Source organism: Yersinia sp. Marseille-Q3913, from assembly GCF_963892745.1.
GTDB classification, from domain to species: Bacteria; Pseudomonadota; Gammaproteobacteria; order Enterobacterales; family Enterobacteriaceae; genus Yersinia; species Yersinia bercovieri.
The window spans coordinates 97557-116004 of sequence record NZ_CAWQAF010000095.1 but is presented as its reverse complement, the minus strand read 5'-3'; the positions used below and the strand labels follow the sequence as shown (position 1 = coordinate 116004).

The window sequence follows — 18448 nt, the reverse complement described above, 5'->3', positions numbered from 1 at the left end:
CCCTAAAATGAAACGAAGGGGAAACCTGCTGTCACGGCACTTCCCCTTTGTTAATTAAGCCCTGTTTTTATCAAATCCTGCTTTCATCTTCCGACAGATGTTTCGCCGTTGACTCATCCGTGGTCGCATCATTCTCGACTGCACTCAGCAAAACATCCAACAGACCAGGGAAACGGGCATCAATATCCTCACGTCGCAGCGATAATAAGCTCTCCCGCCCGCAAGGCCGCTGCCAGATAACGCCACTTTCACGCAACACACGCCAATGGTGCGTCAGGGTTGATTTAGATAGCCCCTGCACCAAGGTGCCACAAGCATATTCGCCCCCTGCTGCCAGCCGACGAACCACCGCTAACCGCAGCGGATTACCTAAAGCCGTCAGCACATTTTCCAAACGGATCTGCTCACGCTTAGGGTGATTTGCAATCATAGTGTTCCTATTGATAAACGACAGCCTTGGGTAAATACCCCCCATATGGCCTAATTCGGCCACATCGACTGGCCCTTGGCGGGCGGCAATATAGCCTATACTTCATCTCGACCCTACTCATAATTCTAGTGTCATGCTGAAAACCTCTCCAACCCTGACTCACCGCCATTATTGCACATTTTCAGAACAAACAATTAAATTGTACGTGTATATTAGTACAATGCGACTATACTGATCGCGATCATGTGATCATCAAGGGTCATGTGGCACATAACCAAACAACTTCCCGGCAGAGCATCAAACCGCTCGCCCCGAAATTGCCATTATCTACTAAGGACTTCATATGGCACGTAAAACTCCTATCGAGCGCTATCGCAACATCGGTATCTCAGCCCACATCGACGCCGGTAAAACCACCACCACTGAGCGTATTTTGTTCTACACCGGCGTTAGTCATAAGCTGGGTGAAGTGCATGATGGCGGCGCGACTACCGACTGGATGGCTCAGGAGCAGGAACGTGGCATTACCATTACATCGGCTGCCGTGACCTGCTTCTGGAAAGGGATGGACCATACCTTGCCGGAGCACCGCATTAATATTATCGACACCCCTGGGCATGTGGATTTCACCATTGAGGTGGAACGTTCCATGCGGGTACTCGACGGTGCAGTCATGGTGTATGACGCGGTCGGTGGCGTACAACCGCAATCAGAAACCGTCTGGCGTCAGGCCAATAAATACCGTGTGCCGCGTCTGGCGTTCGTCAACAAGATGGATCGTCCCGGTGCTGATTTCTTCCGCGTGCGGCAGATGATGATTGATCGCCTGAAAGCTAATCCGGTGCCGATCGTTATCCCGATCGGCAGTGAAGATCACTTCACTGGCGTGGTGGATCTGCGACTGATGCGCGCCATTATCTGGGATGAAGCTTCGCAGGGCATGACCTTCAGCTATGAGCCAATTCCAGAAAACTTGCTGGCGACTGCCAATGAGTGGCGCGAGAAGATGGTTGCTGAAGCGGCTGAAGCCTCTGAGGTGCTGATGACAGAGTATCTGGAGACCGGTGACCTGACCGTGGATGAGATAACCCTGGGTCTGCGTATCCGTACCATTGCCGGTGAAATCCAGCCGATGATGTGTGGCAGCGCCTTTAAAAACAAAGGGGTGCAGCGCATGTTGGATGCCGTGGTTGAACTGATGCCATCACCAGTGGATATTCCGCCGGTCAGTGGCACCGATGAAGATGGCAACGAAGTGAGCCGTCAGGCCGATGATAATGAAAAATTCTCGGCGCTGGCGTTCAAACTGATGACCGACCCCTATGTCGGCCAGCTGACTTTCGTGCGCGTCTACTCTGGTGTGCTGCGCAAAGGCGACAGCGTTTACAACCCAATTCGCGGCAAGAAAGAGCGTATTGGTCGTATCGTCCAGATGCATGCCAATACCCGGATCGAGGTGGACGAAATACGGGCTGGTGATATCGCCGCCTGCGTCGGTTTGAAAGATGTCACCACGGGTGAAACCCTGTGTGACCCGGATGCGGTGATTACACTGGTGCGCATGGAGTTTCCTGAGCCGGTGATTTCGCAGGCGATTGAGCCGAAGACCAAAGCGGATCAGGAGAAAATGGGCATCGCACTGCAACGACTGGCCTCGGAAGATCCGTCGTTCCGCATTCGTACTGACGAAGAGTCCGGCCAGACCATTATCTCCGGTATGGGTGAGTTGCATCTGGAGATCATTGTCGACCGCATGAAACGTGAGTTTGGTGTGGAAGCCAATATCGGTAAGCCGCAGGTGACCTACCGCGAGACAGTGCGCAAAACCGTGACCGATGTGGAGGGTAAATTTGTTCGCCAGTCCGGTGGTAAAGGGCAATATGGTCATGTGGTCTTTACCCTTGAGCCACAGCCGGCGGGCAGCGGCTTTGCCTTTGTCGATGCCACCAAAGGCGGCGTGGTTCCCCGTGAGTTTATCGGCGCAGTAGAAAAAGGGGTACTCGAAGCCACCAATACCGGGGTTTTAGCCGGTTATCCGGTGGTAGATGTGAAAGTGACCCTGACATTTGGCTCCTATCACGAGGTCGATTCATCTGAGCTGGCGTTCAAAATGGCGGCGATCTTTGGTTTCAAAGAGGCGGTCAAACGGGCATCACCGGTAATTCTGGAGCCGATTATGAGCGTCGAGGTGGAAACACCGGAAGAGTACGCCGGTAACGTGATGGGCGATCTCTCTTCACGCCGTGGGATGGTACAGGGCATGGAAGAGATGATTGGCGGCGGGAAGATTATCCGCGCAGAGGTGCCGCTATCCGAAATGTTCGGTTACTCCACCGTATTGCGCTCGATGTCACAAGGCCGTGCAACCTACACCATGGAGTTCAAGCACTACGCCGAAGCACCACGCAATGTTGCCGATGCCATTATTGCAGCACGAGGTAATAGAGGCTAATTGACGGTAAAGGTTAAATTGAGTTGAATTAAAGTAAAAACATGCCGCCGGCTAATTTTCACCGGCGGTATGTTGACGTCATGATCCACTATCCTGTCATAGTCTATTGACTCGAATAGTGCATTGCGAACGTCTATGTATGCAGAAAATCAAATATTCGCCATTGAGAGGTACTTCGCCATCTCTTGCGCAGGTACCATGCCTCCGCCGGTGGCCCACACCAGATGGGTCGCATTGTGCATTTTTTCTGGACTTAAGTGATTTTTTCTCAAATAGTCGGCACTGATACTCACCCGTGCCGGTCCTGGCATACCAGCCAATGCAGAAGGCTCCAGTTGCAGGCTCTCTTCGCGATTTAACAAGCCCAACAAGTCATACATTTCGCCATCACTTAAGGTATAAAAACCATCCAGTAAGCGTTCCATCGCGCGACCAACAAACCCGGATGCCCGCCCTACTGCCAAACCATCTGCGGCAGTAATATTATCTATGCCGATATCCTGCACAGAAATATCATCATGCAATCCGGTATAGACTCCCAGTAACATACATGGTGAATGAGTAGGTTCGGCAAAAATACAATGAACATGGTCACCAAATGCCAATTTCAAACCGAAAGCCACGCCACCGGGGCCACCACCTACACCACAGGGAAGATAAACAAACAGCGGGTGGTTTTCATCCACCAAGATCTGTTGCTCGGCAAACTGTTTTTTTAGCCGGTTGCCCGCGACCGAGTAACCCAGAAAGAGTGTTGGGGAATTCTCATCATCAATAAAAAAGCAATTAACATCAGATTCTGCCTGTTTACGCCCTTGCGCCACCGCCACGCCGTAGTCCTGCGCGTACTCCACCACATTGACTCCGTGCTCACGCAATTTACGTTTTTTCCATTCACGGGCATCCGCTGACATATGTACGCTGACACTGAATCCCAATTTGGCACTCATGATGCCAATCGACATTCCCAGATTACCGGTAGAACCCACTGCAATGCGGTATTGGCTGAAGAACTGCCGAAAGTCATCTGAAAACAGCTTGCTGTAATCATCGGTTTCAGCCAATAAACCAGCCTGTAGCGCCAGTTTTTCGGCGTGGGTTAACACTTCATAAATACCGCCACGGGCTTTAATTGAACCGGAAATCGGCAAGTGGCTATCTTGCTTTAAGAGCAGACGCCCAGATATCTCGCCCCCATAACGCTGTTGCAAGGCCTGCTGCATCGCCGGGATCGCCACAATGTCTGACTCAATAATCCCATGGGTCTTTTGTGTTTCAGGAAATGCCAAACACAGATATGGCGCAAAGCGTTGCAAGCGAGCCTCAGCATCAGCAACATCTTGTTTCGATAGCCCAACATAAGGCATCCCCTCTTCAACGGTAGTCGCCTGCGGGTTAAACCACGTCACTGCCTCTAAATTGATAAGCTTTTTAACCAAGGGGAAATCTGTGATTAATTTATCAATTTCAGTGTTTTTCATAAAATGTCTCTTTTCGATCATATGATGTAGGAAAGTAGGAAAGTAGTGCCTAGTGCAATCAGCGATGCGATAAAAGTCGCGGTGGTATAATATTTAAATGTCTCACTCAGAGTCGCACCGCAATACTGTTTTACTAACCAGAATAGCGAATCAGTCACAATGGTGAAACCAATTGCACCGGAGCCAATAGCAAGTGTGATAATTTCTGGGCTGACATTGGGGTACATTGGTAATATCGGAGAGACAATGGCGGTTGCCCCCATCATCGCAACTGTCGCCGAGCCGACTGCCGCATGCAGAATCAGCGCCACTAGCCATGCCAGTAATATTGGGTGCATATCCAGATTTGATAAAATTACCGCCAGCGTATCTGCCAGCCCACTGGCCTTTAATATTCCGTTAAACGCCCCACCCGCGCCGATGATCAACAGGATATTGGCAATAGAGGAAAAACTGTCTTCCGTTTTAGTCAGTAAGGTACTCATCCCCATGTTCTGCCTGATGCCTAATGTGTAATAGGCGACAAGCGCGGCAATAAACATGGCCGTTATTGGGTTACCCATAAACGTTAATATTAAATAGAGTGTGGTGCCCTTTTCCATATTTAGCTCTGCGGCGGTTTTCGCCAGCATCAGAATAATGGGCAGTAATACAGTAAATAAGGTCGAACTCAATGAAGGCAGTTCATCCTCATGGCGAACTTTAATTTCGGCAAACTCTTTCGGTACGGTTTTAAATGGCAGGCGATTACCGACCATGCGCAGGAAGAGTGGCCCGCCGATTAATGATGCTGCTAACCCGACGACTAACCCGTAGATAATCACAGTACCAATATCAGCCCCTAAGGTATTGGTGACATACATGGCTGCCGGATGTGGCGGCACCACACAATGAACTGCCATCAAGGCAGTACAAAGCGGAATAGCCAGCTTGAAGAGTGAAGTGTTGGTTTTTTTTGCAATAGAAAAAGCCAGTGGAATCAATAACACCACGCCCACTTCAACAAACAGTGTAATGCCGCATATTAACCCGACCAGCACCATGGTGACATCTGGTGATAACCAGCGGCAGCGCTGTAAAGTGATACCGATGCGCTCTGCTGCACCGGAGATTTCCATCATTTTACCTAAAATGGTGCCCAGCCCGATCACTGCGGCTAAAAAGCCCAGCGTTCCGCCAATCCCACCCTCAATGGAATTTACCATCTCCACTGGGTTCATGCCCATTAATAACCCGACATAAAAACTGGCTAATAATAGCGCCAGAAAAGGATGTATTTTCAGTTTTACGATGGTGAAAATAATAATGATGATACTCGTTAATAAAGTCCCCACTACCCATATCTGTGAGTCCATAGCCAACCTCATCTCATAATAAATTCTGCTCACATTGAATAAGAATTGGTTGGCACTGACAAATGATAAAAAACGCCTTTAAGATGAACCAGATTGAATCAAAAGCACCACATTGGTCAAACTTTAGTTATTAACTGTAATTAGCATCACACTAAGTAATCCTAAATCGCTTATTTACGGGTAAGCGCGTATGCTATTTAGCCAAAAAAGATTATCTGAGAAAACGTTATGTACCCGGAAAAAAGCTATATCACCCGCAACAAATTACTGAATGGCTATCAGCTATCTAAACTCTACACTTTCGAAATCGCGGCTCGACATAGCTCTTTTGCACTGGCAGCCGATGAGTTATCTATCAGCCCCAGCGCCGTTAGCCACAGGATTAATAGTCTGGAAGAGGAGTTGGGGTTCAAGCTATTCCAACGCTTTCACCGCAAAGTGGAGTTAACCAGTGAGGGGGAGCGGGTTTTTTGGGTACTTAAATCGTCACTGGAGTACCTGAATCAGGAAATCCTGGAAATAAAAAATCAGGAGCTGTCAGGCACACTGACTGTCTATTCTCGCCCCTCCATCGCCCAATGCTGGCTGGTACCTAAACTGGCTGATTTTGCCCATCGCTATCCTGCCATCAGCCTCAATATTTTGACTGGCAATGAGAATGTTAACTTTCAAGGGGGCGGTATTGATTTGGCTATTTATTTTGACGATAAAACGCCGGATAAACTGTCATATCAACACTTGATGGATGAATCGATGGTGCCGGTATGTAGCCCAGAATATGCCGAAAAACACCAACTTTATGGCAATCTGATCAACCTGCGCCAATGTACTTTGCTCCATGATCGGCAAGCCTGGAGCTATGACTCTGATATCAGTGAATGGAATGCCTGGAGTCAACAATCAGGCTTTGATATTGATCCCATGCAACGCAGCATGGGCTTTGACCGCTCCGACTTAGCGATTATTGCTGCCATGAACCATGTCGGTGTCGCCATGGGGCGCAAGAAGCTGGTGACCAAACGGTTGGAAAACCAAGAACTGATTATGCCGTTTCCCGGCATGGAAGTGAGCTGCGCACAGCGCTATTACGTCGCTACGCTATCAAACCGGCAATGGCCAAAAATTAATGTTTTTATTCAGTGGCTAAAGAAGATGACTGATGAGTCCTGATCCGCTGGTGCTTCCAATCAGAAGCGCCAGGGGTATTTGGTTGAGGGTTAACTGCACCGTCCAGTGGTAAATAGCCCCACCAGACATTTTAGCACCGTGGTTTTACCAAAACCGGGTTCGTCCACCAAACCAAAAATCTCGCCATTTTTTACTGCCAGATTGATATCAAATAGCACCTGATTCGGCTGGCTACCCTCGCCAAAGATCGGGTTAAGATTTAGGTTATTCCGCACTCAGGGTATGGGCCTTGATATAGTCAAAATTGATATCCTCACCCAGGCCAGGGCGTGTTGGCAGTGAGACATAACCTTCACTGTCCATTGGGTCGATGATGCTGTTGAGGTAAGCGGCTGGCTCGTCATAATCGAGGAACGGATGCAGTAACCCGCGCTCATACCAGCGGCAGTTACGGATAGCCCCGACCACCGCCAAATTAGGCGCGCCGTTACCGTGGATTTCGCAATCCATGCCGAAAGATTCCGCCAAATGCGCCACTTTCAAGCAAGGGGTAATGCCGCCCACGCCCTGAACACCGGCACGTAAAATATCGCAGGCGCCAGCCTTCACCCAATCAGCACGGCTAAAGTATTTACCCGCCAGACTTTCAGGCCCAATAATGTCAATCTGTAGGTTCTCCCTTAACCAGCAATAAGAGGCCATGCTCTGCTCCTCCATCGGCTCTTCAAACCAACTGAAATTCAGCTTTTGTAACTCACGGCCAATATAGAGCGCGTCGCTGCGGCTGTACCAGTGGTAGCCATCGAGCATCAGTGCGATATCCGGCCCCACGGCTTCGCGCACTGCGGCACAGGCACGGACGTCCATTTGTGGACTCGGCGCAAAGGAGACCGGCGGCATCCAAGTATGCAGCTTAATCCCCTTGTACCCTCTGGCGACCAGTTGCTCGGCAAAGCGCGCATACTCATCAGGCGTGGACAAGCCATCTGCCAACTCGTCACCACACATGGTGCTGCCGTAGGCCAACACTTTATCGCGATACCCGCCGAGTAACTTATAAACGGGCTGGCCCAGCTTGCGCCCCAGCAGATCCCAGATAGCTTGCTCAGCAATCGCCAGCGCCCGATCGGTTAATTGATTGGCGCTGCCCCGCTGCCAGTGCACTAAATCATTCCACAGCCGCTCGCGGTCAAAGGGGTTCTGCCCAATCAACACTTTTTTAAAGAAGCTATTGATGATGTGCGGGCGAATGACTTCTGGCGGAGCAAAGGCGTAGCCACAATCGCCTTCATCAGTGGTCAAGGTCAGCATCGCCATTTTGGCCTGCGACTCCTCACCGGGATGCGAATGCCCTGCGGTATCAGAAACTCGCCGGGTGGGATAAGAAAAAACAGTTACATCTACTGAGATTATTTTCACCTGATTACCTGCCTTTAAAGTTCATCTCGTTTTCAATCGAAACGGTGGCCGCTTCGCGAGTGTTTCCTGACTAAATGGCCGTCATCCCTCGGCGCGGGAAACACTAATCCCTTATTTTTAATAATGATTTGATTATTGCAAATAGTAGAACGTTAGATCTTTTTAAATGGAATCACATTTCACTTAATCAGTATTGAAGATAACTATCAAATAGTCATTAGGAAATTCGCTGCAAAAGCAGCAATAAAGGCGAGGTTTTTTAGGCAAATGCCCAGTTTATTGTGAGCAGTATCACGATGAAATCGAGGGAGGGTGTCATACATCACAAAACAGGGCATAACCCTAAGGTTCAGCCTTGTTTTTTAAATTAGTGGCGGGCCAATCCATGGCTAACCATTTCCACTGAATAGTTAGCCAAGATATATTAACGCCAAACTTAAGCCGTTAACCCGCCATCCAGCACCAGTGTCTGGCCAGTCATGTAGCGGCTATCATCGCCAATCATAAAGGCGCTGGCGCGGGCGACTTCCTGCACCTCACCCAAGCGCCGTAACGGTATCTGTTTGCGCAGCCCTTTTAAGGCATCGGCAGGCATCGCGCGCGTCATGTCGCTGTCGATGATCCCCGGCAGCAGGCAGTTAACCCGAATACCAAAGCGCCCCATCTCCAGCGCCAGCGAGCGGCCAAGGCCAATCATCGCCGCTTTACTGGCACCATAGGCGCTCTGCCCGATATTGCCTTTGATGGCGGTGACTGAAGAGATCAGCAACACCGCACCCTCGCCCTGCATCATCATCTGCGGCAATAGATGCTTATTCCAGTAGAAGACCGAGTTCAAATTGGTGTCCAGCACATTGCGCCAGTTATCACCATTTTGCTGAATGTGTAAGCTATCACCGGTAATGCCAGCGTTATGGATTACCGCACCGGGCGGGCCATATTTCGCCAACAACTCCGGAGCCAACTGGTCAACATCCGCCTCATGACTACCATCACAGCAATAACTGGTCACCGAGCCGGCTAGTCCTGCGCAGCTTGCTATCACCTCGCGGCTCTGTTGCTCACCGCTACGCCAGGTAAAAACCACATCCCACTCTTTAGCCAGCTCTTCGACCAATGCGCGGCCAATGCCACGGCTGCCGCCGGTAATCAATACCCACTTCCTGCTCATCATATTATCTCTTCTGCTCAGCTAATTTCTGGCAAAGCTCGCCTAAAGTCATATCTGGGTTTTCCATAAACATCTCGGCATTCAGCGTGGCACCGAATTCGCGCTTTGCCAAAACCATCAGTTCGACGTAATCCAGGCTGTCGAGTTTCAGCTGATGCAGCGACATCTCAGGTGATAGCGCTGACATTTCCAGATCTTTGGCGTCACACAACATTTCGCAAACGGTGTCATAAACGTGTTGATACTTTTCCATGGTCAAATCCTTATTGAGTTCGCGGCTAACGGCCACGTTTTTAATGTTACGGCGGTGGTGATTAAAGGTCCGGCGTCTGACCGGGCCTGAATAGCGGCGCGCAATACCCAGCCATCTTCGGCGTTACCGACAATTAACGTGGGTTCGATGATGTATTGCAGCGCGCTACGGACAAATAGATGCGGGTTGCTGCGCAGTAAATCCGCACTGAAATGCACGTCATGATGTGTCTGGATGACCGGCACATGCTTGAAAATATCAATCAAGGTCTCCGCCTGAATCCCCGGCAACACCGCTTTAGCGGTCGCCAGAGTTTCAGGGGCGGCCACTAACAGCTTAAACAGCAGCGCGTCGAAAAATCCCCAACACTCAGCCGGTTCTGCTGCATTGCCAGGAAATTGCTGGCTGAACTGATGCACTTTTTCCGCCGATAGCGAACTCCATTGATCACTTTTCATCTGTTCCAGCGCGGGTCCGCTGCGCAATTTGCTATTGAAGCAGCTTTCGCCAGTGTCAATATCCAGCAAATTGCCACTAACCTGTCCCACCGCCTCACTGAGTTGCAGTTGATAGGCGGTGTGGCACTGCACTGGCTGGCGCAAGCGCACGTTAAAGCGCAGGAAATCCGCCTGAGGCATGGCAAGTAATAGCGCCGCGCTGAGCTGATATTTAATATCCAGCATCGCGCGCATACCGTGAACAGTCAGTTGCTGTAAGCCAAGGTGCTGCGCATGTTGCAGATCAAAATGGATCGGGTTGTAATCACCGGAAAACTTAGCCCAGCGCTCGGCATCACTGAGGGTGTAGTTAAAGATCATGCTCAATCCAGCCCGATAACCAATGCCGCGTTCGCCCCACCAAAGCCGAAGCTAAGGTTTAGCGTATTGCGCAAGGCTTTTGGCCGATGCCCTTCACTGATGTAGTCCAGATCGCACTGCGGATCGGCGTTTTTCAGGTTACAGGTCGCGGGCATAATCTGATACTTCAGCGCTTGCAGGCAGATGATCGATTCAAAGCTGCCCGCTGCAGCAATCAAATGGCCGGAGTAGGATTTTGTGCTGGAAAGTGGCGTGGTATAAGCCGCATCACCAAATGCCTGCTTGATAGATTGAGTTTCATTCAGATCGTTAAGCTGAGTCGAGGTGCCGTGCAGGTTAACGTAATCAATCTCTTCAGCGCTCAAACCCGCCTGCTGCAAGGCGTGACGAATGGTTTTCACCCGTGCCACCCGATCTTCTGCTGGTGCCGTAAAGTCAAAGGCATCGGAGTAGTTACCGTAGCCTTTGATCTCGCCGAGGATAGTCGCGCCGCGGGCAATCGCCCCTTCGCGCTCTTCAAGGCACAAGACTGCCGCCCCCTCAGAGAGTACAAAACCGTTGCGATCCAGGCTAAACGGGCAGCTAGCTTTGGTCACATCCTCTTGCTCGCGCGCCAGTGCACCCAAGATATCTATATTCCACACCGCCGCATCACTGCGCAGTGATTCACCCGCCCCTGCCAGCATCATTGATGCGCGGCCACTGCGGATAATTTCAAATGCATCACCAATGGCAATAGTTCCGGTGGCGCAAGCGGCGATCGGTGAGTTCTGATAACCCCGTAACCCCCAGTACAAGCTACAGGCGGCAGTACCGGCATTCGGCATCGACAGGAAGCAGCCGAAAGGTGTGCCCAGCCCGGTTTCCAGGTAGCCTTCGTAGTTATCATGGGTCTCATCTTGCCCGGCCCAGCCGCTGCCGATGATGGTGCCGCAATCCAGCAAATCATAATAAGCTTCCGGCGACTGTTCGCCGAACGCCATGCCCATGGCTTCACGTGCGGCCGCCAGTGCTAGTCGGGCATAGCGCGGTAGGCGGCGGCGAATGGCCGCAGGAACCGATTTCAGATTGGGTTCAGCGTCAAGCAAGCCAAAAAAGCGCGACTTGATGCCTTGCTCAGATTTATCGTAATAGCGGTAGCCCAATTGGTAATCCATAATGGCGTCCCAACTCTGCTGTGCGGTCATGCCCATCGGGGTCACGCTGCCGTAACCGGTCACGACAACGCGGCGCTGTTTATCTCTCTTCGTCATGATTTGATTCCTTTACTGTCCTTACTGTTATCAACTCCGCTGCTAACCACGCCGCCGCCGAGGGCTAACCACAATTTCATGGTGGCATTCAGGTAGTTATATTGCAGTTCGAGCAAACTGGTTTCACTGGTCAGCAGGGCGTCCTGCGCGTCCAGTAAGGTCTGAAATGAGATGGCACCCGCCTGATATTGGCTGTTGGTCAGGCTCAACCGACGTTGGCTGAGTTGCAGGTTCTGCCACTGATTCTGTTTCTGTTTCTGATAGCTCAGCCGCTGTGTCATCGCGTCATCCACATCTTTAAGCGCGCTATAAACTTTGCGGCGGAAATCGACAGCAGCCAATTGCACCTCCAGTTTTGACTGATCGATGGTGAGCTGCACGGTATTCCACTGTAAGAATGGCAACGCGCCGCTGGCACTAAGGGTGCGGCTCGGGTTGCTAAACCATTGTGAAAACACCGCACTACCGGCATCCAACGTGGCACCTAGCGAGAGTGTCGGGTAGAAGTTCAGTTTGGCCACATCCGATCCGGCCAATGCGGCACGCAAGCGCCACTCGGCGGCCTGTACATCTGGCCGCAGGGCAATCACCTGTAGTGGCAAACTTTCCGCTATTGGCACCTGCTGCTGTAGATCCAATGAGTGACGTTCTGCCTGACGATAATCAGGCGCACGGTTAAACAGCAGCGCCATGGCATTACGTGCGGCTTCCCGCTGCTGTTCGAGATTTTGGTACTGGTTTTGGCGATCCAACAACGTCTGTTGCGCCTGCAACAGCTCTATCTCACTGGCATCACCTGCCGCCAGCCGCGATTGCACCATGTTTAGGGTATCCTGCGAGATAGCCAGTGCCGCCTGTTGATAGCTCAACTGCTGATTGAATTTGGCAATCTGCCAGTAGAGATCCGCAGTGGTGCCAATCAGCAACAGCGCCGTTTCCTGGCGATCCTGTTCGGTGGCATTCACCAGCCACGCCGATTGCTCGCGGGCGCGGGCCAGTTTGCCCCACAGATCCAGCTCGTAGCTCAACCCCAGCGAGGTGCTATAGCTCTCTCGTGGCTGAGTATTTTCATTCAGCGAACGGGTATTACTGCCCGCACCGCTCAGCGTGACATTGGGGGTCATATTGGTATTGGTCAGCCCCGCAGTTAGCCGCGCTTGCTGCAATTTCAGCCCTGCTGCGGCCAGATCGTTGTTGCTGAGCAACATGCGGTTGATGCTTTCCGATAGTTGTGGATCGTCGAAATTCTCCCACCAGTGCACACTGTGCTTCAGGTAGCCGCCGCCACTCTCCTTAACCCGCCACTCGTCGGGCACCGACAACATCGGCCGCTGATAATCACTTTTCAGCAGGGAGCCGCAACCGGTGAGCAGCAGTGCAATAAGCCCGGCATTAATCAATCTATTCATTCTCTAGCCAACGCCTCGGTCGGGTGCAAACGAGCGGCATTACGTGCAGGGAAAAAGCCGAATCCCAGCCCGATAAGCGCAGAAAAACTGCACGCCAGCGCCAACGGCTGCCAAGTGAAAACCATGGTGAATGTCTGCGTCACCCACGAGAAAACCACCCCAGCCAGCGCCGAGCCGGCGATGCCAATCAAACCGCCAAGGGTGCAGATCACCACCGCTTCAATCAGGAACTGGAGCATGATGTCGCTTTGGCGCGCGCCGACTGACAGGCGGATCCCTATTTCGTGGGTGCGCTCGGTTACCGACACCAGCATGATGTTCATCACACCAACCCCCCCGACCAGCAGTGAAATGGCAGCAATTGCCGTGATCAGCAGTGTCATTGAATCAGAGGTTTTCTGGATGGCTTTGCTCATTTCATCATTGCTCAGAATAAAAAAGTCACGCTGACGGTGGGCCTGATCCAGCAGCACCTCAACTTCGCGCTGGGCCGCATTCAACTCGAAACCATCACGCACCCGCAGGGTGATCGACTCCAATGGCATCTCACCAGAGATGCGCTCCGTCAGCGAGGTATAGGGCATCCACGCGCTCAGCAATCCACCAAACTGCATACCTGAACGTTTGGCGACCCCCATCACCCGTAACGGAATACCGTCGAGTTGCACAATCTCGCCAATCGGGTTTTCCCCACCAGCAAACAGCGTGTCACTCAGTTCAGGTTGCAGGACCACGACTGGCTCACGGGCGCTGACATGGCTTGGGTCAAATCCCTCGCCGTTAATAAAGTTCAGCCCTTCCACCTGAAAATAGCCGCTGCTGACCCCAGAAAGATTGACCATCACTTTTTTATCGCCACGCACCGCAGTCACCATTTTGCTGACCACCGGCGACAAGCTATCGACATATGGTTGCTGGCTGAGCAATGCCACATCCGCTGGCGTGAGGGAGCGTTCCAGGTCAGGACGCGGTTTATCCCAGCCCAATCCGGGGCGAATATCCAGCGTACTGGTGCCAAGTTGACTGATTTCGCTAAGGATTTCTTGTCGTGCCCCCTCCCCTACAGCCATGGAGGAGACCACCGACGAAATGCCGATAATGATGCCCAGCATCGATAAAAAGGCACGAATGCGGTGGCCAAGCAGTGAGCGCCAGGCCATTTTGATGGCCTCTCTGACACTCAACCACCAGTGTGGGCGGCCAGTGGCTACGGTCGCGGGTAACGCCGCATGAGCCACCGCGCTCTCCGCTACATCGTTATGGCCGTCGGCGATGATCTCACCGTCGCTTATCTCGATAATGCGCTGAGCCTGATTGGCGATATTGCGGTCGTGGGTCACGATAATAATGGTGTGACCGGACTGATGCAGGCCGTGGAGTATTCCCATCAGCTCCTGCCCGCTGGCACTGTCCAGCGCACCGGTCGGTTCATCCGCTAGAATAATTCCCGCGCCATTCATCAGGGCGCGAGCAATACTGACCCGCTGCTGTTGCCCCCCTGAGAGCTGTGCCGGTTTGTGCAACAGGTGCTGACCCAAACCCAGGCGGCGCAGCAAGTAGGCGGCACGTTCCTGGCGCTCGGCGGCAGTCATGGCGGTATAGAGTGCCGGAATGACCACATTTTCGCTGGCCGTTAAGTAGGGCATCAGGTGGTAGCGCTGAAAAATAAAACCGATGTACTGGCTTCTTAATTGCGCCAGTTGTTCGCTGCTGGCTTCGCGCGTCGGGATGTTATGAATCGACATCTCGCCCTGCGTCGGCTTATCCAGACAGCCGATGATATTCATCAGCGTCGATTTACCTGAACCAGAAACACCAATGATCGCCACCATTTCGCCGCTGTGAATCGACAGAGAAATGTTCTTCAGCACCGCGACAGAGTGCGCGCCAGAAGTAAAATGGCGATAAATGCCCTTGAGCTGGATCAGCGGACCCGCGCCAGCATGAGCACTGTTATGGCTCATGGGTCGCTCCCGATGGCGCACCCATCAGCACCACCTGATCACCCTGATCTAACCCCTCTTTCACTTCAGCATATTGACCATTGCGCAGGCCAAGGGCTACCCAGCGAGTCTCAATCTGTTTGCCATTGACCACCTGCACCCGATAGCGCTGATTCGGCTGCTGTTCACCCAGCGCGGAGAGTGGCACGCGCAGCACACTCTTCGCCTGCGCGGTGATAATAAACACTTGTGCCGTCATCGAGGTGCGCAACAGCCGCTCGCGGTTGGCGATGTTGAATATGCCAGTGTAATAGATGGCGGAAGGCTGCTGGTTGGGCTGCTGTCCGGCGCTATCTTCGCGTAAACTCTCCGCTGATGCTTCCTGAATGGCATCCATTTGGCTTTCGTAACGGCGCTCAGGATCAGCTACCACATAGAACCATAACGGCTGCCCGACACTGACTTTAAGAATATCGGTTTCGGAAATGCGGGTATGTACCGTCATGGTATCGACATTCGCCAGTACCAGAATGGTGGGTGCGCTTTGTGAGGAGACAATGGTTTGCCCCTCTTTGGTGACGATGCCCAGCACTTCACCATCAATGGGCGCCATGATGCGCGTAAAGGCCAGATTGGCTTTGGCTGTCTCCATTGCCATTTGGCTCTGCACAATCAAAGCTTCATTCACGCGTAACTGCGCCACTTGGCTATCGTATTGCGCCTGCGCTTTTTCCAGGGTGCTTTGCATACCTGAGCCCTCTTTTATCAAGGTCTGCTGGCGGCGAAGCTCCAGTAAATATTGGCGTAACAGTGCCTGCGCGGCCTGTTTCTGCGCCTGCGCACTCTCTAATTCAGCCCCGGTTTTACGTAATTCGTTCTGCTGTAACGTGGGGTCGATTTCAGCCAGCAGTTGGCCTCGGGTTACACGGTCGCCCTGCTTGACATAAAGCTTGGTCAACTGCCCGTTGACTTGCGCACCGACATTGACTTGCAATGAGGGTTTTAAGCTGCCGGTTGCCATGACATTTCTTTCAATATCACCGCGACCAATGGTTTCAGTTAAGGGTGGTGCGGCCTGCTGGCTATCCGATAACCACAGCGCAACCCCGCAGCCCATCACCAACAGCAGGGATATCAGTAGGATCAGTGCTAAGCGCCCTGTTTTACTGGTCATATTGATGCGCATCAGTTAACCGCCGCTGGCGTGAGGTGGTTTGAGGTCACCGATTGAGAAAAACGCACCAGTTGGCCGTCGTGCAAGCGGAAAACCCGATCAAACATCGGCAGCACACTGTCACTGTGGGTTACGGTTATCAGTGTTTTCTGGTATTCGCGGCAATGAGCCAATAGGGTCTGCATCACCTGATGGGCCGTTTCTTCATCCAGATTGGCGGTGGGTTCATCTAGCACCAAAACCGGACAATCGCTGTACATCGCGCGGGCCAGTAATAACCGCTGGCGTTGCCCTAAAGAGAGCGCGGCGTGACTTTCACGCACCAGTGCGCTGAGGCCGCCCGGTAATCTATCGATGACCGAAGTTAATTGCAGCCCTTGCAGTGAGCACTCAATGCGCTGGCGTTTATCCGCATCCAACTGGCCATCAAACAGGGTGATATTTTGTAATACCGAGGCGTTGAACAGGATATCCTCCTGACTTTGCAGGAAGAACAGCGCGTGGGCCTGCTGAAAATCAACCGGTTCGCCATCGACCAACACCTGCCCTTGCTGTGGCGGCATCAATCCTGCCATCACTTTCAGCAAGGTACTCTTCCCGGCACCGGACTCACCGATGATCGCCACACTCTCTCCACGGGTCAGTGACAGTGACAAATCGCGCAATACTGGCTGGCTGGCGTCGTAGGCAAAACGGATATGCTGGTAATCCAACTGGCGGGTAAACGACGGGATCGCCGGAGGGATCGACGAGCTGTTTTCAGGCGGCGTTGATTGCCCCGCAGGGAACAGATCACGGGCACGGATATCAATCACATGTAATTGGTTTTTCTGCAAAATCGCATAGAAAATCTTGGTGATGTATGAGGTGAAAATTTCGCGTACAAAACTGTAGGCAAAAAACTCGCCCAAGCTGAGTGTGCCCTGCTTCAACATCGGCAGAGCCAGCAACATAAAGAACACCATTTCAAGGCTGCCGATCAGCTGATAGAGGCTATTTTTGACCTGATCGTAGATTTTTTTCTTCTGTAATGCGCTGAACAGTGACAGCGCCAGACCGGCAAACACCCCTTGCCGTTGGCTGGCTAAACCGGCAGATTTAATGGTGGAGAAGCCCTGAATGGTTTCTAAAATGAAATCACTTTGCTCAGCGCCTTTAACCTGCAACTGCTGGGTGTAATAGCGGTCACGGTAGATGGCCCAAATACTGATAAGCCCCATCAACATTACGCCAACCGCAGAGACCATCGCCAGCAATGGGCTCATATAGCACATCACGGCTAAAGCAATGGTGCCGATAATCCAGTCGGTGCGCAGGCCATTATCCAACTCAATTTTTTGGGTGGCGGCCATTTGCCAGTTCGAGAAGCGGCTGAAAATATCGCCCGGCGCCCGCTTATCAAAAAAGTTGAGTGAATGGCTGAGCAGACGGGCGAAGCCCGCGACGCTATTGAGCACCACGAATTGCTTGATGTAGCGCTCGGTGATGTACCGCACACAGAAAGCGAGTGAGGTGGAGACCACAAAGGCCAGCAGAAAATAGAAGTAGGGAAAATCTTTATCGCCGACAGAAGAGAACACATCATTGATAGCGCTGCTGACCATGGTCGGCATGATAAATAGCGTCAGGGAGATCAAAAACGCCAGCGTCATCAGCCAGTAGATACCACGAACACTCGCGGTCTCTTTCAGGCTCATGCAGTCGAGCGCACTAAGCCGCTTGCTGTGTTCCATCTTCTTCACCGCTTCAGGCGAGGCTGGAGTTTCGGGATCCAGCACCAGCGCATAGCCGCTGATCTCTGCTTTTAGGGCATCCATCGGCAGTAGCTGCTGCCCGATCGCCGGATTCATAACGCAGACATAGTTACCTTTACGGTAAGCGAGCAGCACATAGTGGCTCGCACCGTAGTGCAAGATGGCCGGCAGCGGAATAGCTGACAGCTCTTGATGCTCAAACACCACCGGATAAGCCGGGATCGCCAGCTCAGACAAAATAGTGCACAGCGTGGCCAGTGATGTGCCATGCTGTGAGGCAGGATAGCGCTCCCGCAAGCTTTCCAACGGTGCATTGATGCCCTGCGTCTGTGCCAGCATTGAGATACAGGCCAAGCCGCATTCATTGGTTTCGCTTTGAAATACTTGCGTCGGGATTATCTTTTCCAT

14 protein-coding genes and 1 pseudogene are annotated in these 18448 nt (G+C 52.1%); 2 read left to right on the top strand and 13 right to left on the bottom strand.

All coding sequences use genetic code 11. The features are described from left to right. Positions 1-70: 70 nt before the first annotated feature. Positions 71-430: an ArsR/SmtB family transcription factor gene (locus AACW11_RS20555; protein WP_212585375.1), complete on the bottom strand. Its 360-nt coding sequence runs from the start codon at positions 428-430 to the stop codon at positions 71-73. Positions 431-773: 343 nt separating this feature from the next. Here AACW11_RS20555 and fusA point away from each other — a divergent pair, with 343 nt between their 5' ends. Continuing rightward, a complete protein-coding gene (gene fusA, locus AACW11_RS20550) occupies positions 774-2882 on the top strand; it encodes an elongation factor G (RefSeq protein ID WP_212585374.1) in 2109 nt (702 codons plus the stop codon). A gap of 149 nt (positions 2883-3031) precedes the next feature. Here the strand turns inward: fusA and AACW11_RS20545 are convergent, their stop codons facing one another. Then, a complete protein-coding gene (locus AACW11_RS20545; protein ID WP_212585373.1) occupies positions 3032-4363 on the bottom strand; it encodes a D-serine ammonia-lyase in 1332 nt (443 codons plus the stop codon). A 17-nt stretch (positions 4364-4380) separates the two neighbouring features. Beyond that, positions 4381-5718, bottom strand: a complete 1338-nt coding sequence (dsdX, locus tag AACW11_RS20540; RefSeq protein WP_212585372.1) for a D-serine transporter DsdX — start codon at positions 5716-5718, stop codon at positions 4381-4383. 228 nt (positions 5719-5946) lie between these two features. On the opposite strand from dsdX, the gene dsdC reads away from it, so the two are divergent. Continuing rightward, positions 5947-6888 carry a DNA-binding transcriptional regulator DsdC gene (gene dsdC / locus AACW11_RS20535; RefSeq protein ID WP_212585371.1) on the top strand — a complete coding sequence of 314 codons (942 nt, stop codon included), beginning with the start codon at positions 5947-5949 and terminating at the stop codon, positions 6886-6888. Between the two features lie 24 nt (positions 6889-6912). Here dsdC and AACW11_RS20530 read toward each other — a convergent pair. The 10 genes and pseudogenes from AACW11_RS20530 to AACW11_RS20485 all read right to left on the bottom strand — a co-directional run. Further along, a pseudogene (locus AACW11_RS20530) lies at positions 6913-7121 on the bottom strand (ATP-binding cassette domain-containing protein); the annotation flags it as partial. Beyond that, positions 7111-8265, bottom strand: coding sequence for a mandelate racemase family protein (locus AACW11_RS20525; protein ID WP_212585370.1), 1155 nt, complete (start codon positions 8263-8265; stop codon positions 7111-7113). The gene AACW11_RS20525 and the pseudogene AACW11_RS20530, both read right to left, overlap by 11 nt. Before the next feature lie 436 nt (positions 8266-8701). Further along, a complete protein-coding gene (locus tag AACW11_RS20520) occupies positions 8702-9436 on the bottom strand; it encodes an SDR family NAD(P)-dependent oxidoreductase (protein ID WP_212585416.1) in 735 nt (244 codons plus the stop codon). Between the two features lie 4 nt (positions 9437-9440). Then, positions 9441-9689, bottom strand: coding sequence for an acyl carrier protein (locus AACW11_RS20515; RefSeq protein WP_005274096.1), 249 nt, complete (start codon positions 9687-9689; stop codon positions 9441-9443). 2 nt (positions 9690-9691) lie between these two features. Then, entirely contained in the window at positions 9692-10507 is an 816-nt protein-coding gene (locus tag AACW11_RS20510) for a MaoC/PaaZ C-terminal domain-containing protein (RefSeq protein ID WP_445285836.1), read from the bottom strand. 2 nt (positions 10508-10509) lie between these two features. After that, a complete protein-coding gene (locus AACW11_RS20505; RefSeq protein ID WP_212585368.1) occupies positions 10510-11760 on the bottom strand; it encodes a beta-ketoacyl-[acyl-carrier-protein] synthase family protein in 1251 nt (416 codons plus the stop codon). Then, positions 11757-13169, bottom strand: a complete 1413-nt coding sequence (locus AACW11_RS20500) for an efflux transporter outer membrane subunit (protein ID WP_212585367.1) — start codon at positions 13167-13169, stop codon at positions 11757-11759. The genes AACW11_RS20505 and AACW11_RS20500 overlap by 4 nt, the downstream gene beginning before the upstream one ends. Then, a complete protein-coding gene (locus tag AACW11_RS20495) occupies positions 13166-15133 on the bottom strand; it encodes an ABC transporter permease (protein WP_212585366.1) in 1968 nt (655 codons plus the stop codon). The genes AACW11_RS20500 and AACW11_RS20495 overlap by 4 nt, the downstream gene beginning before the upstream one ends. Next, a complete protein-coding gene (locus AACW11_RS20490) occupies positions 15123-16298 on the bottom strand; it encodes an efflux RND transporter periplasmic adaptor subunit (protein WP_212585365.1) in 1176 nt (391 codons plus the stop codon). The genes AACW11_RS20495 and AACW11_RS20490 overlap by 11 nt, the downstream gene beginning before the upstream one ends. Continuing rightward, positions 16298-18448, bottom strand: coding sequence for a peptidase domain-containing ABC transporter (locus AACW11_RS20485; RefSeq protein WP_212585364.1), 2151 nt, complete (start codon positions 18446-18448; stop codon positions 16298-16300). The genes AACW11_RS20490 and AACW11_RS20485 overlap by 1 nt, the downstream gene beginning before the upstream one ends.

Bases quoted from the DNA above. Each gene is read 5' to 3' on its own strand.
- AACW11_RS20555 (WP_212585375.1), bottom strand. From the start codon at position 430: ATGATTGCAAATCACCCTAAGCGTGAGCAGATCCGTTTGGAAAATGTG.
- fusA (WP_212585374.1), top strand. From the start codon at position 774: ATGGCACGTAAAACTCCTATCGAGCGCTATCGCAACATCGGTATCTCA.
- AACW11_RS20545 (WP_212585373.1), bottom strand. From the start codon at position 4,363: ATGAAAAACACTGAAATTGATAAATTAATCACAGATTTCCCCTTGGTT.
- dsdX (WP_212585372.1), bottom strand. From the start codon at position 5,718: ATGGACTCACAGATATGGGTAGTGGGGACTTTATTAACGAGTATCATC.
- dsdC (WP_212585371.1), top strand. From the start codon at position 5,947: ATGTACCCGGAAAAAAGCTATATCACCCGCAACAAATTACTGAATGGC.
- AACW11_RS20520 (WP_212585416.1), bottom strand. From the start codon at position 9,436: ATGAGCAGGAAGTGGGTATTGATTACCGGCGGCAGCCGTGGCATTGGC.
- AACW11_RS20515 (WP_005274096.1), bottom strand. From the start codon at position 9,689: ATGGAAAAGTATCAACACGTTTATGACACCGTTTGCGAAATGTTGTGT.
- AACW11_RS20510 (WP_445285836.1), bottom strand. From the start codon at position 10,507: ATGATCTTTAACTACACCCTCAGTGATGCCGAGCGCTGGGCTAAGTTT.
- AACW11_RS20505 (WP_212585368.1), bottom strand. From the start codon at position 11,760: ATGACGAAGAGAGATAAACAGCGCCGCGTTGTCGTGACCGGTTACGGC.
- AACW11_RS20500 (WP_212585367.1), bottom strand. From the start codon at position 13,169: ATGAATAGATTGATTAATGCCGGGCTTATTGCACTGCTGCTCACCGGT.
- AACW11_RS20495 (WP_212585366.1), bottom strand. From the start codon at position 15,133: ATGAGCCATAACAGTGCTCATGCTGGCGCGGGTCCGCTGATCCAGCTC.
- AACW11_RS20490 (WP_212585365.1), bottom strand. From the start codon at position 16,298: ATGCGCATCAATATGACCAGTAAAACAGGGCGCTTAGCACTGATCCTA.
- AACW11_RS20485 (WP_212585364.1), bottom strand. From the start codon at position 18,448: ATGGAAAAGATAATCCCGACGCAAGTATTTCAAAGCGAAACCAATGAA.